The sequence below is a fragment of the Vibrio sp. 1457 genome, from assembly GCF_033340195.1.
Lineage (GTDB): Bacteria > Pseudomonadota > Gammaproteobacteria > Enterobacterales > Vibrionaceae > Vibrio > Vibrio alginolyticus.
The window spans coordinates 335,145-352,532 of sequence record NZ_JAWOWA010000003.1 but is presented as its reverse complement, the minus strand read 5'-3'; the positions used below and the strand labels follow the sequence as shown (position 1 = coordinate 352,532).

The window sequence follows — 17,388 nt, the reverse complement described above, 5'->3', positions numbered from 1 at the left end:
CTGTTCGCCATTTAAAGTGGTACGCGAGCTGGGTTTAGAACGTCGTGAGACAGTTCGGTCCCTATCTGCCGTGGGCGTTGGAGAATTGAAAGGGGCTGCTCCTAGTACGAGAGGACCGGAGTGGACGAACCTCTGGTGTTCGGGTTGTGTCGCCAGACGCATTGCCCGGTAGCTAAGTTCGGGATCGATAACCGCTGAAAGCATCTAAGCGGGAAGCGAGCCTTGAGATGAGTTCTCCCTGATACTTTAAGTATCCTAAAGGGTTGTCGTAGACTACGACGTTGATAGGCAGGGTGTGTAAGCGTTGTGAGGCGTTGAGCTAACCTGTACTAATTGCCCGTGAGGCTTAACCATACAACACCCAAGGGGTTTTGATGGACTCAATGAAAGAACATTGAATGTGTAAGAACGAGAATTAAAAACAGCTTTCCAGATTAAAGAATTTGCTTGGCGACCATAGCGTTTTGGACCCACCTGATTTCCATGCCGAACTCAGAAGTGAAACGAAATAGCGCCGATGGTAGTGTGGGGCTTCCCCATGTGAGAGTAGGACATCGCCAGGCTTTAAATTTAAGAAGCCCGCTCGAAAGAGCGGGCTTTTTTGCATCTATAGAGTTTTAAAATTAGCTCACTTTATACCTATGTTCATCTAAGGTGCGATATACTTGCTCTCTGCAACCTTCCAAAAGGCTTTAACAAGCGGATTCTCCAGCTGAGTTTTGTTGCAGCAAACACCAAGTTTAAAAGGTTTAATTGGTAAGACTTTTAAACGATTTATCTTTTCTCTTACCGGACTGTTGTTGATTACAACATCAGGTGCGATACCTACTCCACACCCCAATGCAACCATACTTACGATGGCTTCATGTCCGGAAGTTTGTGCGTAAATCTTTGGCTTTATTTTCATTTGTTTGAGCCAAGTATTGGCCCTGTCCCTTGCCGTCCCTGCTTCTGGGAGTATGAATGGAATGACCGACCAGTCTGGTTTTTCTTTTTGTAGCTCTTCAGCAAACGCACTAACCCCAACAGGTGCGATGACAGAAAGTGGGATTTCACTGATCGTTTCAAATACGATTTTATTTGGCATCTGTTCTGACTTGGCTGATATGGCAATATCGGCTTCATCTGCTAGTATTTTGTCGATCGCTTGAGCTGGATCGCCGGTTGATAGTTTGAACTCAATGAAAGGGTTCTGAATACGAAAGTCAGAGATTAGCTCCGGAAGATGGCTGTAGCTTGCAGTAACAGAACAAAAGAGACGGATTTCTCCTTTCAATTCATCCTCGGTTCCCTTCAGATGACTCTGATACTGCTGCCATTCGCCAAGAATCTTTAAGGCGACTGGGACTAGCTTTTTACCTTGGATAGTTAAATCAACGCTACGGTTGTCGCGTAAAAACAATTGTTGGCTGGTTTCCTCCTCTAATTTTTGTATCTGTCGGCTTAAGGCTGAAGGGCTAATATGCATTGCCGCTGCGGTCTTGGCGAAACTTTTACTCTCACAGAGATGAATGAAAAGTTGCAGGCTTTTGATATTCATTAAATTTTCATTTCCATGTTGCATAAATTGCAATAACTAATTGTGAATATATCACTTTAAGCAATCTCATGTCTGTTTTAGTATGAAGTTATTCGGTAAGGCAATTACTGACCTCAATGGAAGAATCTCAAAGGAGCACCCTGATGGCTAATTATTTCAATACCCTAAACTTGCGCGAGCAGTTGGACCAATTAGGTCGTTGTCGTTTTATGGACCGCAGTGAGTTCGCTTCAGAAGCGGATTATCTGAAAGGTAAGAAAGTAGTCATTGTAGGTTGTGGTGCTCAAGGTCTTAACCAAGGTCTGAACATGCGCGACTCTGGTCTAGACGTTGCTTATGCGCTTCGCCAAGCCGCGATTGATGAGCAACGCCAGTCATTCAAAAACGCAAAAGACAACGGTTTTGAGGTAGGTAGCTACGAAACGCTAATTCCACAAGCTGATCTAGTAGTAAACCTTACTCCAGATAAGCAGCACACAAACGTTGTTGAGACGGTAATGCCGTTAATGAAAGAAGGCGCAGCACTAGGTTACTCTCACGGTTTCAACGTTGTTGAAGAAGGCATGCAAATCCGTAAAGACCTAACGGTAGTAATGGTTGCACCTAAATGTCCAGGTACGGAAGTTCGTGAAGAATACAAGCGCGGTTTCGGTGTACCGACTCTTATCGCTGTTCACCCAGAGAACGACCCAAAAGGTGAAGGTTGGGATATCGCGAAAGCTTGGGCTGCAGCAACAGGTGGTCACCGTGCAGGCTGTCTAGAGTCTTCTTTTGTTGCTGAGGTGAAATCTGACCTAATGGGTGAGCAAACTATCCTTTGTGGCATGCTACAGGCTGGCTCTATCGTATGTTACGAGAAGATGATTGCTGATGGTATCGATCCTGGCTACGCTGGTAAGCTTCTTCAATACGGTTGGGAAACCATCACTGAAGCACTGAAGTTTGGTGGTATCACTCACATGATGGATCGCCTAACTAACCCTGCAAAAGTGAAAGCATTTGAGCTTTCTGAAGAGCTAAAAGAACTGATGCGTCCGCTATACAACAAGCACATGGATGACATCATCACCGGTCACTTCTCTAGCACTATGATGGCTGACTGGGCAAACGACGATGCAAATCTACTAGGCTGGCGTGCAGAAACAGGTGAAACTGCTTTCGAAAACTACCCAGAAACTGACGTAGAAATCTCTGAGCAAGAGTACTTCGATAACGGTATCTTGATGGTTGCTATGGTTCGTGCGGGTGTTGAGCTAGCATTCGAAGCGATGACGGCATCTGGCATCATCGATGAGTCTGCTTACTACGAGTCTCTACACGAGCTGCCACTTATCGCAAACACTATCGCACGTAAGCGTTTATACGAGATGAACGTGGTTATCTCAGACACTGCGGAATACGGTAACTACCTGTTCGCTAACGTAGCAACGCCGCTTCTACGTGAGAAGTTTATGCCAGCCGTAAATACTGACGTAATTGGTAAAGGTTTAGGTGAAACGTCTAACCAAGTGGATAACGCGACTCTTATCGCTGTGAATGAAACAATCCGTAACCACCCTGTAGAGTACATCGGTGAAGAGCTACGTGGTTACATGACTGATATGAAGCGTATCGCGGTGGGCGGCTAAATGACTCCATTTCGGTGTCGAAGGTGCTCGTTTACTATCGTAAAGTCCGCGCCTTCTCCTAGAAATGAAACCTTAATACAGCGTAATTTACTTAGTCTCAAGTAACGCAGTAGATAAACTCCAGGCAGACTGGAGTGATAAATACAAAATAAAACACAACATCTAATCAAAAGGCTTGGTCGCCGTTGACCAAGCCTTTTTGTTTTTAGCCGATTTATCTGCGCGCCGATAAGAAAAACGCTCCTTTGTGAGGAGCGCTTTGATACTTATTTTTCAGCAAGCTTTTCTTCAAGTTGCGCCAACTTCTGTTCCATTTCTGTTAGCTTTTGACGTGTACGTAGTAAAACTTGAGTTTGAACATCAAACTCTTCGCGACTTACAACATCTAGCTTGTTTAGCTGGCCTTGGATTACTTGACGAACTTTCTGATCGACATCAGAGCCCAATTCTTTTACAGGTTGAGGCATTGAGTCGTGAATCTGTTTAGCAATTTGCTCTAATTTCTTTGGGTCAAACATAGTGGCTAAAACTCCTTTTGATTTGTCCTCATTTTAAGTAAATGATACGTGAAAGTCGCCACTTAGATGGCAAAAAAGAGAGCGGCAATAAAAAAGGCCACCGAAGTGACCTTTTTGAATGCCTTAATAGCTTATCTGTTATCCGCTAATTCACGATGAGCTGCTTTCGCTTCGTCAACTCGCGCTAACTTCTCCAAGTCTTTGTCTTCAACAAATACTGGCAGAGGTTTGTGTTTTTCAGCTAGGTAGCTGTAAATCACAGGTAGTACGAATAGTGTGAACAGTGTACCGATTGCAAGGCCTGCAACGATGACGATACCGATACTGAAACGTTGCGCGGCACCTGCACCTGTTGCGTACATCAGCGGGATCAGACCTGCGATCATCGCTGCAGTGGTCATTAGGATAGGGCGAAGACGCACTTTCGCAGCTTCCATCACCGCATCAATACGAGACGGTTTATTATGTAACTGCTCTTCTTTGGCTACTTCACAGATCAAGATACCGTGCTTGGTTATTAGGCCGACCAGCGTGATCAAACCAACCTGCGAGTAGATGTTCATCGAGGCTGTACCCCAGGCCAATGCGATCAAGGCACCACAGATTGCCAGAGGTACAGATACCATGATGACAATAGGGTCGCGGAGTGATTCAAATTGAATCGCCAGAACGAGGAAGATGATCGCAAGTGCAAGACCGAAGGTTGCATACAAGGCACTACCTTCCGTTACAAACTGACGAGATTCGCCCATGTAATCGTGGTTATAGCCTGCAGGCAGCTTGGTTTGTGCAATATTCTCAAACCAGTCGATTGCGTCACCCATAGCAACACTAGGCGATGGTACTGCACCCACAGTCGCTGAGTTTAGCTGGTTGAAGTGTGGCAAAGAGCGAGGCTCAGCCACCACATCGATAGTAATCAGACTGCCTAATGGAACCGCTTTACCATCTACAGAGCGTACATAGTAGTTCTTCATCGATTCTGGGTTTAGACGCCATTTACGCTCAACTTGAGGAATCACCTCATACGAGCGACCATTCAGGTCGATTCGGTTTACATAACCATCTGCCATCATGGTGCTGAGAGTGATGCCAATGTCTTGCATCGTCACACCGTAGGCACCCGCTTTGTCTTTATCGATCTTGATCTTCATCGTTGCTGAATCGTAGTTCAAATCAAGGTCGGAATAGACAAACATTGGGCTACTTGCAACATCGGTTAGAATATCGCTAGCGATAGTAAACAAGCTCTCGAAGCTATTTGGTGTTGTAATTACAAACTGAACAGGTAGACCTGAGCCTGCACCTGGAAGCTCTGGCATTTGGAATGCAGTGACAGACATACCAGGCACACTTGATACTAGGCCACCCACACGTTTCGTGATTTCAGATTGGCTTGCCTCTCGTTCACTCCAAGGCTTCAATGTTGCTAGGCCAAACGCTTGGTTTGAGTTTGGTACACCATTAAAGACCTGCGCGTATTCCACCTCCGGTTGATCTGAGAGTATTTGGTTTACGTCATCCATGGTATTTTGGATATAGTCCAAGTTCGCGTTTGATGGGGCGGTACCCATCAGCATGACCACACCTTTATCTTCAGATGGTGCTAGTTCGCTAGGAATAAACTTGAACAAGACCGGTAAGCTTGCAAATACAATGATTGCAAACGCAATAACAACCGGACGATGAGCCATTACCGCTTTCAACATGCCTTCGTAACGAGTGGTCATGCCATCAAGGATATGGTGAACTTTTTGCTCAAACTTGCTTGGCTTCTCGTTCGCCTTCAGCATCTTCGAACACATCATTGGTGATAGTGTCAAAGCGATGATGCCGGATACGAATACTGAACCTGCCAGTGTCAAAGCGAACTCTTTGAACAATGAACCGGTGATACCACCCATCAATGCGATCGGTGCGTACACTGCACCTAGCGTCAATGTCATCGCGATAACTGGAACCGCAATTTCACGTGTACCAATGATTGCAGCTCGGAATGGTGATTCCCCTTCTTTGATGTGACGGTCAACGTTTTCTAGTACAACGATCGCGTCATCCACCACCAGACCGATGGCAAGCACCATCGCCAGTAGCGTCATCAAGTTCCAAGAGAAACCCATTGCCTGCATCACCATTGCCACACCAATCAATGAAAGTGGAATGGTCACGATAGGAATGATTACCGCGCGGAATGAACCTAGGAACAGTGTGATAACCACAAGTACGATTACTGCTGCTTCAAGAATCGTTTTCACTACTTCGTGAATCGATTCGTTGATGGCGATAGTTGAGTCGTACATTACGTTCATTTTGATGTTACTTGGTAGGTTGCGCTCAAGCTGAGGCAACAGTTCAAGTACGTCTGCTGCAATGTTGATTGGGTTAGCACTTGGCGCTGCGTTGATCGCCGCAACCACAGCTTCTTGACCGTTTGCACTTGCGCGATAAACGTCGTGACTCTTCTCTAGCGTTACTTTAGCGATATCACCTAGGCGGATGACATCCCCTTCACCAGTTTTCACGACCAATGCTTCAAGTTCAGCAACGTTTGATACCTGAGTATCTGCGCTACCGTTATAAAGCACGAACTCACCCGTCGCTTGACCGGTTGCAGATTGGTAGTTGTTGGCGTTAAGAACGCTCATCACATCGGTTGCGGTCAGCTTCAAAGCGCCCATTTTGGCAGGATCTAACCATACGCGCAGTGCGTACTTCATACCACCATACAGGTCAACTTTGGACACACCGTTTACGGTGAACAACTGCGGGTTGATTACACGCTCAAGGTAGTCAGTGATCTGGCTTGAAGATAACTCGTCACTCGTAAAGCCGATGTACAGTACCGCCGTTGTCGAACCTGTCGACATGGTTACGGTTGGGTCTTCGGCTTCTTTTGGTAGCTGTGAACGTACCGAGTTGGTTTTCGCCAGAATGTCAGACAACGCCGCATTTGGATCAGTATTCAACTTCATGTTGACAGTAATGGTCGATTTACCCAGTACCGATTGCGAAGTCATGTAATCAATATTATCGGCTTGCGCTACCGCTTGCTCCAATGGCTGAGTAATAAAGCCTTGGATCAAGTTGGCACTTGCACCGTAGTAACTGGTGGTCACGGTGACCACCGTATTCGTCATTTCAGGGTATTCACGAACCTGCATTTTGAACACCGCTTGCAAACCAAGCAATGCAATCAAAAAGCTGATCGATACCGCTAAAACTGGACGTTTTATAAAAACATCTGTAAAGCGCATGATGCCTCCAACTTAAAGCATTGGTGTTTCAGCAGGTGGGGTAGTTGCATCGCTTTCGACAATGCTTACTTTCGCATGGTTACTCAAACGGACTTGACCCGATGTCACCACTACATCACCTGGCTTCACGCCTTCTAGAATGTGTGCGATATCTTTAGAGCGTTCGCCAACTTTTACCACATGCTGCTTAACGCGTTTTTCGCCATCTTCTTCTGTTACGATATAAACATTGTCGCCATACAGCGTAAATGTGATCGCGGTTTGAGGTAGCGTGACCTGATTTTCTAATTTAGGCAGAATGATGTTTGCACGCGCGAACATACCACTACGTAGTTTGCCGTCACTGTTAGGGATATCCGCTTGAACTTGAATCAAACCACTTTGTACGTTTACAGCTGGTTCAATCGCAGAAATAGACCCTTTGAAAGGTTGGTCTGGATAAGCGTCAACAAAGATATCCACTTCTTGATCGATATTGATACGTGAAATATCGGTTTGTGGCACGGTGAATCGCAAGCGCATCACGCTGGTATCTTCAAGGCGAACAATATCGGTGCCCGCCTGTAGGTACTGACCGAGGTACACGTTACGAATACCTACCACACCATCAAATGGCGCTTTGATTTCACGTCGGTCGATGGTTGCTTTCAGGCTTTCAATATCCGCTTTTAAGGAGAAGTAGTTTGCTTCTGCTTCGTCATACGCTTCTTTAGAAATAGAGCCTTTTTTGAATAGGCCTTGGTAGCGTTTGTATTTCGCTTCTGCCGCTGGCAACTTAGCTTGCGAGCTCTTCAAATTTGCTTTTTCGACTTCAGAATCAAGCAACACTAATGGCTGACCCGATTTAACTTGAGTACCGGAATCAAACGCGATTTTATCGATAACACCGCTCGTTTCGTTCGCTACCGTCACGCCTTGGTTTGGCTCGATAAAACCAATTGCCTCGATGACTGGTACCCAATCCACCGCTTGCACTTCTGTCACGGTTACTGGGAACTCAGGTTCAGGACGGTTTGCCATGTATTCAGCGATCTTTTGTTGCTTAAATAAATTGAAACCTATCACGCTGCCGAACAAGAGAACGGCGATAAGTAACATAAAGAAAGTCCACTTTTTCATTCTATTAAGAACTCCAAGTTAGTGTTTAATAATTGCATCCCAACTGGCTTCAATAGCGGCCTCTAATGCCGTCTTATCCAGTTGATAAAATCCCAAAGCGTGTTTCCGAGCAAGTGCAACACTTGCCTCAAAACTTAATCCAGAAAGTACTTCGTTATCGAGAAGCTTGAATACTCCCTCGTCTTTACCCTGATTAAAAAGAAGATCTACTTGGGCAAACATTTGTCTCTCAAGTTCCCGAGCTTTGCTACTATTTGAACAGGGTAAAGACTCATATTGGACTCGGTTGCTGATCGCACTTAAGTTCGAGCTCGCTAAATTCCAAATATTGAGCCACATGGTTCGATAACGCTGTTTTAAAGGCATCTCTTCACTAACACCTAGTTGCACCGCAGTAGCAACACGCTTAGCAACGTTAAGGCGTAGTTCCTCTAAAAGATGTTCTTTATCTGAGAAATAACGGTAAATCGTCCCTGCTGCGACACCTGCCTCATTGGCGAGCTTTTGCATGGAAAGCCCTTGAAAACCAGATTCAGCAATGAGTTGTTCAGCAGCGACTAAGATTTGTTCTCGTTTATCTACAGCAGGGTTATCCTTCATAATGTCACCCTTTAGTGAATGAACGTTCATTCATTATAGCTTAAATACCCGCCATTTATGCAACAGAATATTGCACTTAATTGGTGTAAAAATTACAAGAAATCAGCATAGCTTTCACGAGGCCACCCCTTTATCATAGGCGCCACATTCATCACCCGCAGAGAATTTCTATGAAGCTGAACCCTAGTCAAGATGAAGCCGTGAAATACGTGTCTGGTCCATGCCTAGTGCTAGCTGGTGCTGGCTCGGGCAAAACTCGTGTTATTACCAATAAAATCGCTTATCTGGTTCAGCAATGTGGTTACAAAGCGCGTAACATTGCGGCGGTGACGTTTACCAACAAAGCAGCACGTGAAATGAAGGAGCGTGTAGGTCAAACGCTAGGGAAAGGTGAGTCTAAAGGTTTGATGGTATCAACATTCCACACTTTAGGATTGAACATCATCAAGCGTGAGTACAAGCATTTAGGGTTGAAAGCGGGCTTCTCACTGTTTGATGACCAAGACCAGCTAGCTCTGCTCAAAGAGCTTACTGAAAAGCAGCTTGATGGTGATAAAGATCTGCTACGTCAGCTTCTGAGTTGTATTTCCAACTGGAAAAACGACATGTTGACGCCAGAGCAAGCCAAAGCGCGTGCGCAAGGTGAACAGCAACAATTGTTTGCGTTCTGTTTTGATATGTACCAAAAGCAAATGAAAGCCTATAACGCGCTTGATTTTGATGACCTAATTTTGATGCCCGTTTTACTCTTACGTAATCATGAAGACGTTCGTCAGCGTTGGCAGAATCGTATCCGTTACCTACTGGTTGACGAGTATCAAGATACCAACACGAGTCAGTATGAGCTGGTCAAATTATTTGTCGGAGAACGTGGACGATTGACGGTTGTAGGGGATGACGATCAGTCTATTTATTCATGGCGTGGTGCGAAACCTCAGAACCTCGTGTTGCTGGGTGAAGATTATCCGAATTTGCGTTTGATTAAGCTAGAGCAAAACTACCGTTCAACGAGTCGAATCCTGCGCGCGGCCAACATTTTGATAGCTAACAACCCTCACGTCTATGAGAAGTCCTTGTTCTCTGAAATTCCTGACGGTGAAAAACTCAAAGTGTTGTTGGCTAAAAATGAAGAGCACGAAGCAGAGCGCGTAACGGGTGAACTAATTGCGCATAAGTTCCTAAACCGTACCGAATATAAAGATTATGCGATTCTATATCGTGGTAACCACCAATCACGTTTGATTGAAAAGTCTCTGATGCAAAACCGTGTACCGTATAAAATTTCTGGCGGCACCTCGTTTTTTGCGCGCGCAGAGATTAAAGACATCATGGCGTATTTGCGCGTTTTGGTTAATCCGGATGACGACAATGCATTTTTGCGCATTGTGAATACTCCACGACGTGAAATTGGCCCAGTGACGTTAGAGAAGTTAGGCAGTTATGCCAATATGCGAGGCAAGAGCCTGTTTGAGTCGAGCTTTGAAATGGGGCTCGAACAGCACCTAACGGGACGTGGCCTAGAAAACCTGCGTCGTTTCACCCAATGGCTAGTGGCGATTGCTGATCAAGCTGAGCGTGGTGATACCGTCGAAGCGGTTCGTTCGCTAGTTCGTGATATCCATTATGAAGATTGGCTATACGAAACTTCAGCAAGTCCGAAAGCCGCTGAAATGAGAATGAAGAACGTTTCTGACCTTTATTCCTGGATAGTGGCGGACCTAGAGGGTGACAACTACGATCAAGAAGAGAAAACGTTAAAAGAAGTCGTTCAACGTTTGACCTTGCGTGACATGATGGAGCGCGGTGAAGAAGATGAAGACAGTGATGCAGTACAACTGATGACCTTGCACGCATCAAAAGGCCTTGAGTTCCCATATGTATACTTAATTGGGTCCGAAGAAGGTATTTTACCGCACCAAACCAGTATTGATGAAGATAACGTGGAAGAAGAGCGTCGCCTGATGTACGTTGGTATTACTCGAGCGCAACGTGAACTGACTTTCACTATGTGCAAAGAGCGTCGGCAGTTTGGCGAGTTGATCAAACCTACTCAAAGCCGCTTTTTGGATGAGTTGCCATTTGATGACGTTGAATGGGAAGTAAACAAAAAGCCAGTATCAGCAGAAGAGCGTATGGCGAAAGGTCAAGCACACATTGCCAATATTCGAGCAATGTTTAAGAAGTAAAGTAACCTTGTTCTCACTGACTAAAAACAAAAAGACTTGCCAACTGGCAAGCCTTTTTCGTTGATGTCTTTACTTATAGACCTTCAATCATGTGGTCAATTGCTGCGATGATTTCATCGTCAGAACAGTCCATACAGGTTCCTTTGGCTGGCATCGCATTGAAGCCTTCTAATGCGTGCTTCACTAACGTATCTTTGCCTTGTGCAATACGTGGTGCCCAATCATCGGCATTACCTGTTTTAGGTGCGCCGTTTACACCAGATGCGTGACAAGCAATACAAAAAGTACCATAAACTGTGGCGCCATCACGTGGACCGGTTGGTTCTTCTTTCACTGGCTCAGAACCTGCTAGATAAACATCACCGACAGGTTGGATGCGTTCTGCGATCGCATCGTATTCAGTTTGGCTGATGTCAGAAGCTAAAGCTGCCGTAGAAAACGTTAAGGCAGCGAACAAAACGCTAATCATTTGTCGAGACATATCCATTAAACCCACTTCACATTCCCGAGGTAAGTGACTTACCTATTTATATAGTTAGAGTATTAATGCCGAGCAGAGAAATCATTAAATTCCACTGAATGGCATAGAATGATTAGACAACTTGGTTGCAGCTGTTAAATCAATGTAAATAATGGGTGATTATATCCCGATAACTTGTTGCAATAAACAACAAGTTATCCATGACAGGGCGTGAATCACATCAAAAATCCACTTTAACGGAAGATAACTGTCGAAAAAGAGACCAAACGATAAAAAAAGTAAAAAAAGTACTAGACGGCATAGTGTGATATCCGTATTATTCCACTCCGCCGATAGGGCATGCGCCCGTAGCTCAGTTGGATAGAGCGTTGGCCTCCGGAGCCAAAGGTCGAAGGTTCGAATCCTTTCGGGCGTACCATTGCCTCGGAGGATACATCGGTAAAAATCAGTGGTGGCTATAGCTCAGTTGGTAGAGCCCCGGATTGTGATTCCGGTTGTCGCGAGTTCAAGTCTCGTTAGCCACCCCATTCTTTCTTTTTTAGATTGAATGCGGTAGCATTGCTCCCAATCTTGATTTAATCAAGATAAAACATCGTCGGTGAATAGCGCAGCTTGGTAGCGCATCTGGTTTGGGACCAGAGGGTCGGGGGTTCGAATCCCTCTTCACCGACCACTATTTAGTTTATGGCTATATAGAGCGGTAAACAGAAAAAATTGATGGTGGCTATAGCTCAGTTGGTAGAGCCCTGGATTGTGATTCCGGTGGTCGCGAGTTCGAATCTCGTTAGCCACCCCATTAATTAAGGTGATTTCTTAGTTGAAGTGTCCTGTCTGATTTGAGAAAATCAGCAAATACAGTTCGGTGAATAGCGCAGCTTGGTAGCGCATCTGGTTTGGGACCAGAGGGTCGGGGGTTCGAATCCCTCTTCACCGACCACTATTAGAAAGCCTGCTTTTTAGCAGGCTTTCGTCGTTTTAGAGTTTATGATCTCGCTTGGACTGTATTAGTCGGTAATGTATCAATGGATTTGAACCCAAGTGGGGTTCGCCTGAAGTTAGAATTCGGCTCTTCACCGACCGCTATTTAGAGCCTCAGTCGAAAGACTGGGGCTTTTTTGCATCTCTCCTGAAAAGAATCGGCATTCCATTTCAATTTTTCCCCAAAGTGTACAGCTCTAGGGGCTTTTGACCACCTATGATCCAAATGCTTTTCGAGCTGACAAAATAAACCCCAGAGCAGTGTCTGGGGTTTTGTAGTTTTCTAATCCGCTGCTTTTATTGGGCGAGTGTTTTAAGGATTTCTTTCAGTTCTACCGTTTCTTGGATTTCAAAACTTGGCGTTATATCCGTTGAGTTACTTGCGCCTGTCGCATTCACCCACACACTCAAAATGCCCATATTGTTAGCGCCAGCAATGTCAGCAGGTAAAGAGTCGCCCACGTGTAGAGCCTCTTCTGGTTTTACTTCGACCAAGTCGAGCGCTTTTTGGAAAATACTTGTAGCAGGTTTCTCTTCTGGCTCTTCTCCTCCCACAATAATATGGTCCACCCAGTTGCTCATTTGTGTCGCGTTTAATTTAGGGTGTTGAGAAAAAATCGGGCCGTTAGTGATCACGACGAGTTTGTAATGTTGACGAAGGTCGCTGAGCATTTCTTTTACACCAGGGAAGAAGGTGAACGCGCCCATACGTGCAGAGTCAAAGTAGTCTTGAGCTTGTTGAGCCTCTTTTGCAGTGATGCTGACGCCTTGCTCCGCCAAGATGTTTTGGATCAGGCCACAACGGAAGGCATTTTCATCGGGTAGCAGAGCCACAAGGTGAGGGAACTCAGCATTCAGCTTTTTGTATACACCCTGTAAGTAGCGCTGCAAAAACGCTTTTGGCTCGGTAACTTGTGGGTAGGTCTTATGAATCCAAGTTGTAAACGCTTGTCCTGCAACTTTATCGGCTTGTGACGTTGCACATAAAGTCTCGTCCATATCAAAAAAAATCGCTTTAAGCACAGGGGCTCCTTTTATTTACGGCTTGGCTTTGACACTGTTCATCTATTATCCCACTCTCAATTGTGTCGTAAAGGGTTAAAACCGGCGAGTTTTCTTATGACGTACGAATGAGGATAGCGGTACTTTCCTTTTGCTTAGTCAATAAACCGCTTAAGTGACGCATATTCTGCGTTGGAGCAGGATTTGTGTGGTTTTGCTGTTTTGTTCACGTTTTGACCTATCCTTTCTCTTCCTAAGTTTGGCTTTTTGTATTTGCCGACTATTTTATTAATAGTTTTTTATGTTGAAAAAACACTTTTTGCATATGATATTGTTTGTTAAATGTTAATAAATACACATGAATAATGCGGTTAATGATTTTGTTTAGTTCATGTTTACTTTTAGAGCATTTTTCTAGTTTTATTGGTGCATGACGCACAAAAATAGTGTGATATGAAAATGGTTAAATACTTGTTAATGCATTTTTATTCGCTAATTGTGCGTTTATTTAATGTTTTTTCGGCGGAATATACTTTAATTGTTGCTTTTTTGTGTGATTTTTGCCAAATTATTTCCGCATTAAGATTTCAGAGTATTATTCTGAATTTGAACGGATTCATTCAGGTTATGAATGGTGCCTTTGGCATGATTCGATACCACAGACAAGGCAGTAGAGGTCTGAAATGTCACTATTAGAAGTGAAAAACCTTCGTATTGAATACCCATCCCGACACGGCGTTCACGCTGCCGTGAAGTCACTTTCTTTTCATATTGAACGTGGTGAAATCGTGGGTGTTGTTGGCGAATCAGGTGCGGGTAAATCCACCGTTGGTAACGCTGTTATCGATTTGCTTAGTCCCCCAGGTCGCGTTGCTAGCGGTGATGTATTCTTGGATGGAGAAAAAATTTCTGGCCTATCACCAGAAGCGATGCGTAAGGTTCGCGGCTCGAAAATAGGTTTTATTTTCCAAGATCCGATGACCTCGCTCAATCCACTTTTTACTGTTGAGCAACAGCTGAAAGAGACGATCCACGCTAACATGAAGGTCTCTGATGAAGAGGCGTATCAGCGCGCGCTTTCTCTTATGCAGCAGGTTGGTATTCCGCAACCAGAAAACCGCTTAAAACAGTACCCGCACCAATTCTCTGGTGGTATGCGTCAGCGTGTTGTCATTGCTATTGCTTTGGCTGGTGAGCCTGATCTCATCATCGCGGACGAACCAACTACGGCGTTAGACGTTTCTATCCAAGACCAAATCCTCAACTTGATCCGCGAGCTGTGTATCAAGAACAATGTCGGCTGTATGTTGGTTACTCACGATATGGGTGTCGTCTCCAACGTCACCGATCGCGTGGCGGTAATGTATCGTGGTGACTTGGTGGAGTTTGGACCAACAGCCAAAGTATTGGGTGATCCTGATCACTCTTACACTCGCAGTCTAATTTCAGCGGTACCACGTTCAGACAGAAAGCTAGATCGTTTCCCGTTAGTAAGCTATATCGAAGAAGCGGCGGAAATGGAGCCACTCGATATCAAGAACCACTGGTTAGGACAAAGCCAAGATGAGCGTGAGTACACTGGCCCGCTTTTGGACGTGAAGAACGTCAATCTTCGCTTTGTGACCAAAGACTCTTTGTTCGAGAGCCGCCGAGAATACGTGCAAGCATCTAATAATGTGAGCTTTGAAGTGCACGAAGGCGAAACCTTTGGTTTGGTGGGCGAGTCTGGTTCAGGTAAATCGACCATTGCACGTGTGATTGCTGGTTTATACCAACCTAACTCTGGTCAGGTGAAATTCGAGGGCATTGACCTGACCGCTTTAACCTCTGAGAAAGAGCGCCGCCCGATGCGTCGTCAAATGCAGATGGTGTTCCAAAACCCGTATACTTCAATGAACCCTCGTATGAAGGTATTCGATATTATTGCTGAGCCAATCCGTTTCCATAAATTGACGAAAAACGAGTCGGAAACTCGCCAAATCGTGAATGACCTATTGGATCATGTTGGTTTGGGTCGAATGGCTGGGCTTAAGTACCCTCATGAATTCTCCGGTGGTCAGCGTCAGCGTATTTCTATTGCGCGTGCGTTGGCGACTCGTCCTCGACTTTTGATTTGTGATGAACCGACCTCAGCACTGGACGTATCGGTACAGGCACAAATTCTAAACTTGCTGAAAGATCTGCAAAGTGAGCTGAACTTGACTATGTTGTTTATCAGCCACGATTTACCTGTTATTCGTCAGATGTGTGACCGAGTAGGTGTGATGCAAATGGGTACACTTTTAGAAGTGGCACCAACAGAACAGTTATTCACGGCACCTCAACACGAATACAGCAAAAAATTGATTTCTCTGATGCCGGAGTTTACTGGCTTGCGAGAAGAGATCGAAACGGCATAAACCAAGCAATTCGCTTGGCTAACCTTTAGTCATAACAAAGACGCAAACACAACAACAAGGGATCCGTATCCCCGCATGAAGGAGTTATGCAAATGAAAACCATGAAAAGCAAATTAGCAGTGGCGCTAATGGCTGCGGGCCTAAGCTTTAACGCAATGGCAGCAGATATCAAAGTTGGCTATGCAGCTGACCCAGTATCGCTTGACCCACATGAGCAGCTATCAGGTGGCACACTGCAAATGTCACACATGGTATTTGATCCGTTGGTTCGCTTTACTCAAAAAATGGATTTCGAGCCTCGCCTAGCAGAAAGCTGGGAACGTATTAACGATACGACTGTTCGTTTCAAACTGCGTGAAGGTGTGAAATTCCATTCTGGCAATACTCTAACGGCTGACGACGTCGTGTGGACGTTCCAGCGTTTACAAAGCTCTCCTGACTTTAAAAACATCTTCGACCCGTACGAAAAAATCGTCAAAATTGACGACAACACGTTCGATTTGGTTACTAAAGGTCCATACCCACTTATTCTGCAAACGGCGACGTACATCTTCCCTATGGACAGCAAGTTCTACACGGGTAAAACCGCAGACGGCAAAGACAAGTCTGAACTAGTGAAGCACGGTAACTCATTTGCATCGACTAACGTATCTGGCACGGGTCCGTTCATCGTGACATCACGTGAGCAGGGCGTAAAAGTGGAATTTGAACGCTTTAAAGATTACTGGGACAAAGAGTCGAAAGGTAACGTTGATAAGCTAACACTTGTTCCAATCAAAGAAGACGCGACTCGTGTAGCAGCGCTGCTTTCTGGCGGTGTTGACATGATTCACCCTGTAGCGCCAAACGACCACAAACGCGTTGAAGATGCTGACGGCATCGACCTAGTTACGCTACCTGGTACTCGTATCATCACGTTCCAACTAAACCAAAACAGCAACGAAGCATTGAAAGACGTTCGCGTTCGCCAAGCGATTGTTCACGCAATCAATAACGAAGGTATCGTGAAGAAAATCATGAAAGGCTTCGCAACGGCCGCTGGTCAGCAAAGCCCGGCAGGTTACGTGGGTCACGATGACAAACTGGTTCCTCGCTACGATCTGAAGAAAGCGAAAGAGCTGATGAAAGAAGCGGGTTACGAAAATGGCCTGACGCTAACGATGATCGCACCAAACAACCGTTACGTGAATGATGCGAAAGTAGCACAAGCGGCGGCGGCAATGTTGTCTAAGATCGGTATCAAGGTTGATCTGAAGACCATGCCAAAAGCGCAGTACTGGCCTGAGTTCGACAAGTGTGCGGCAGACATGCTGATGATCGGTTGGCACTCAGATACAGAAGACTCAGCGAACTTCAACGAGTTCCTAACTATGACTCGTAACGAAGAAACCGGTCGTGGTCAGTACAACTGTGGTTACTACTCAAACCCAGAAATGGACAAAGTGGTTGAAGCTGCGAACGTAGAGACGGACCCTGCGAAACGTGCAGAAATGCTGAAGGGCGTAGAAGCGACACTATACAACGACGCAGCATTCGTACCGCTACACTGGCAAAGTGAAGCATGGGGCGCGAAGTCTAACGTGAAAGCGGCAGATATCGTTAACCCAATGGTAATGCCTTACTTCGGTGACCTAGTGGTTGAATAATCACGGTTAGTCTACTTTGAGGAGGGATGGATTTCCC

General features: G+C 45.3%; 11 protein-coding genes, 5 tRNA genes and 2 rRNA genes. 11 read left to right on the top strand and 7 right to left on the bottom strand.

Going from position 1 to position 17,388, the window contains the following annotated elements:
* A 23S ribosomal RNA gene (locus R7Z41_RS05275) occupies positions 1 to 354 on the top strand; the annotation flags it as partial.
* Between the two features lie 92 nt (positions 355 to 446).
* Positions 447 to 563: ribosomal RNA gene (rrf, locus tag R7Z41_RS05270) — 5S ribosomal RNA — on the top strand.
* An 86-nt stretch (positions 564 to 649) separates the two neighbouring features.
* Here rrf and ilvY read toward each other — a convergent pair.
* The gene (gene ilvY / locus R7Z41_RS05265) at positions 650 to 1,540 is read right to left on the bottom strand and encodes an HTH-type transcriptional activator IlvY (RefSeq protein WP_065274984.1); all 891 of its coding nucleotides are present in this window, start codon (positions 1,538 to 1,540) and stop codon (positions 650 to 652) included.
* A gap of 143 nt (positions 1,541 to 1,683) precedes the next feature.
* Between ilvY and ilvC the strand changes: the two genes are divergently transcribed.
* Positions 1,684 to 3,168 carry a ketol-acid reductoisomerase gene (ilvC, locus tag R7Z41_RS05260; protein WP_005379098.1) on the top strand — a complete coding sequence of 495 codons (1,485 nt, stop codon included), beginning with the start codon at positions 1,684 to 1,686 and terminating at the stop codon, positions 3,166 to 3,168.
* A 266-nt stretch (positions 3,169 to 3,434) separates the two neighbouring features.
* On the opposite strand, the gene ubiK is transcribed toward ilvC, so the two are convergent.
* From ubiK to R7Z41_RS05240, 4 genes are all read right to left on the bottom strand, one after another.
* Positions 3,435 to 3,686, bottom strand: coding sequence for a ubiquinone biosynthesis accessory factor UbiK (ubiK, locus tag R7Z41_RS05255; protein WP_005379099.1), 252 nt, complete (start codon positions 3,684 to 3,686; stop codon positions 3,435 to 3,437).
* Positions 3,687 to 3,817: 131 nt separating this feature from the next.
* Positions 3,818 to 6,940 carry a multidrug efflux RND transporter permease subunit VmeD gene (vmeD, locus tag R7Z41_RS05250; RefSeq protein WP_065274985.1) on the bottom strand — a complete coding sequence of 1,041 codons (3,123 nt, stop codon included), beginning with the start codon at positions 6,938 to 6,940 and terminating at the stop codon, positions 3,818 to 3,820.
* 12 nt (positions 6,941 to 6,952) lie between these two features.
* Positions 6,953 to 8,059, bottom strand: a complete 1,107-nt coding sequence (gene vmeC, locus R7Z41_RS05245; RefSeq protein WP_005379101.1) for a multidrug efflux RND transporter periplasmic adaptor subunit VmeC — start codon at positions 8,057 to 8,059, stop codon at positions 6,953 to 6,955.
* 18 nt (positions 8,060 to 8,077) lie between these two features.
* A complete protein-coding gene (locus tag R7Z41_RS05240) occupies positions 8,078 to 8,659 on the bottom strand; it encodes a TetR/AcrR family transcriptional regulator (RefSeq protein WP_005384254.1) in 582 nt (193 codons plus the stop codon).
* Between the two features lie 170 nt (positions 8,660 to 8,829).
* Between R7Z41_RS05240 and rep the strand changes: the two genes are divergently transcribed.
* Positions 8,830 to 10,845, top strand: a complete 2,016-nt coding sequence (gene rep / locus R7Z41_RS05235) for a DNA helicase Rep (protein WP_318136312.1) — start codon at positions 8,830 to 8,832, stop codon at positions 10,843 to 10,845.
* 73 nt (positions 10,846 to 10,918) lie between these two features.
* Here the strand turns inward: rep and R7Z41_RS05230 are convergent, their stop codons facing one another.
* Positions 10,919 to 11,332: a c-type cytochrome gene (locus R7Z41_RS05230; protein WP_005384252.1), complete on the bottom strand. Its 414-nt coding sequence runs from the start codon at positions 11,330 to 11,332 to the stop codon at positions 10,919 to 10,921.
* 335 nt (positions 11,333 to 11,667) lie between these two features.
* Between R7Z41_RS05230 and R7Z41_RS05225 the strand changes: the two genes are divergently transcribed.
* The 5 genes from R7Z41_RS05225 to R7Z41_RS05205 all read left to right on the top strand — a co-directional run bounded on the left by R7Z41_RS05225 (position 11,668) and on the right by R7Z41_RS05205 (position 12,263).
* A tRNA-Arg gene (locus R7Z41_RS05225) sits at positions 11,668 to 11,744 on the top strand.
* Positions 11,745 to 11,777: 33 nt separating this feature from the next.
* Positions 11,778 to 11,853, top strand: a tRNA-His gene (locus tag R7Z41_RS05220).
* 69 nt (positions 11,854 to 11,922) lie between these two features.
* Positions 11,923 to 11,999: transfer RNA gene (locus tag R7Z41_RS05215), tRNA-Pro, on the top strand.
* A gap of 47 nt (positions 12,000 to 12,046) precedes the next feature.
* Positions 12,047 to 12,122 (top strand) — tRNA-His (locus R7Z41_RS05210).
* Positions 12,123 to 12,186: 64 nt separating this feature from the next.
* Positions 12,187 to 12,263 (top strand) — tRNA-Pro (locus R7Z41_RS05205).
* 338 nt (positions 12,264 to 12,601) lie between these two features.
* Here R7Z41_RS05205 and R7Z41_RS05200 read toward each other — a convergent pair.
* Positions 12,602 to 13,327 carry an HAD family hydrolase gene (locus tag R7Z41_RS05200; protein WP_005379107.1) on the bottom strand — a complete coding sequence of 242 codons (726 nt, stop codon included), beginning with the start codon at positions 13,325 to 13,327 and terminating at the stop codon, positions 12,602 to 12,604.
* A gap of 662 nt (positions 13,328 to 13,989) precedes the next feature.
* Here R7Z41_RS05200 and R7Z41_RS05195 point away from each other — a divergent pair.
* Positions 13,990 to 15,705, top strand: a complete 1,716-nt coding sequence (locus R7Z41_RS05195; protein WP_005379108.1) for a dipeptide ABC transporter ATP-binding protein — start codon at positions 13,990 to 13,992, stop codon at positions 15,703 to 15,705.
* 92 nt (positions 15,706 to 15,797) lie between these two features.
* Positions 15,798 to 17,351 (top strand): ABC transporter substrate-binding protein, encoded by a 1,554-nt coding sequence (locus tag R7Z41_RS05190; RefSeq protein ID WP_065274986.1) that lies wholly within the window; start codon positions 15,798 to 15,800, stop codon positions 17,349 to 17,351.
* Positions 17,352 to 17,388: the final 37 nt, after the last annotated feature.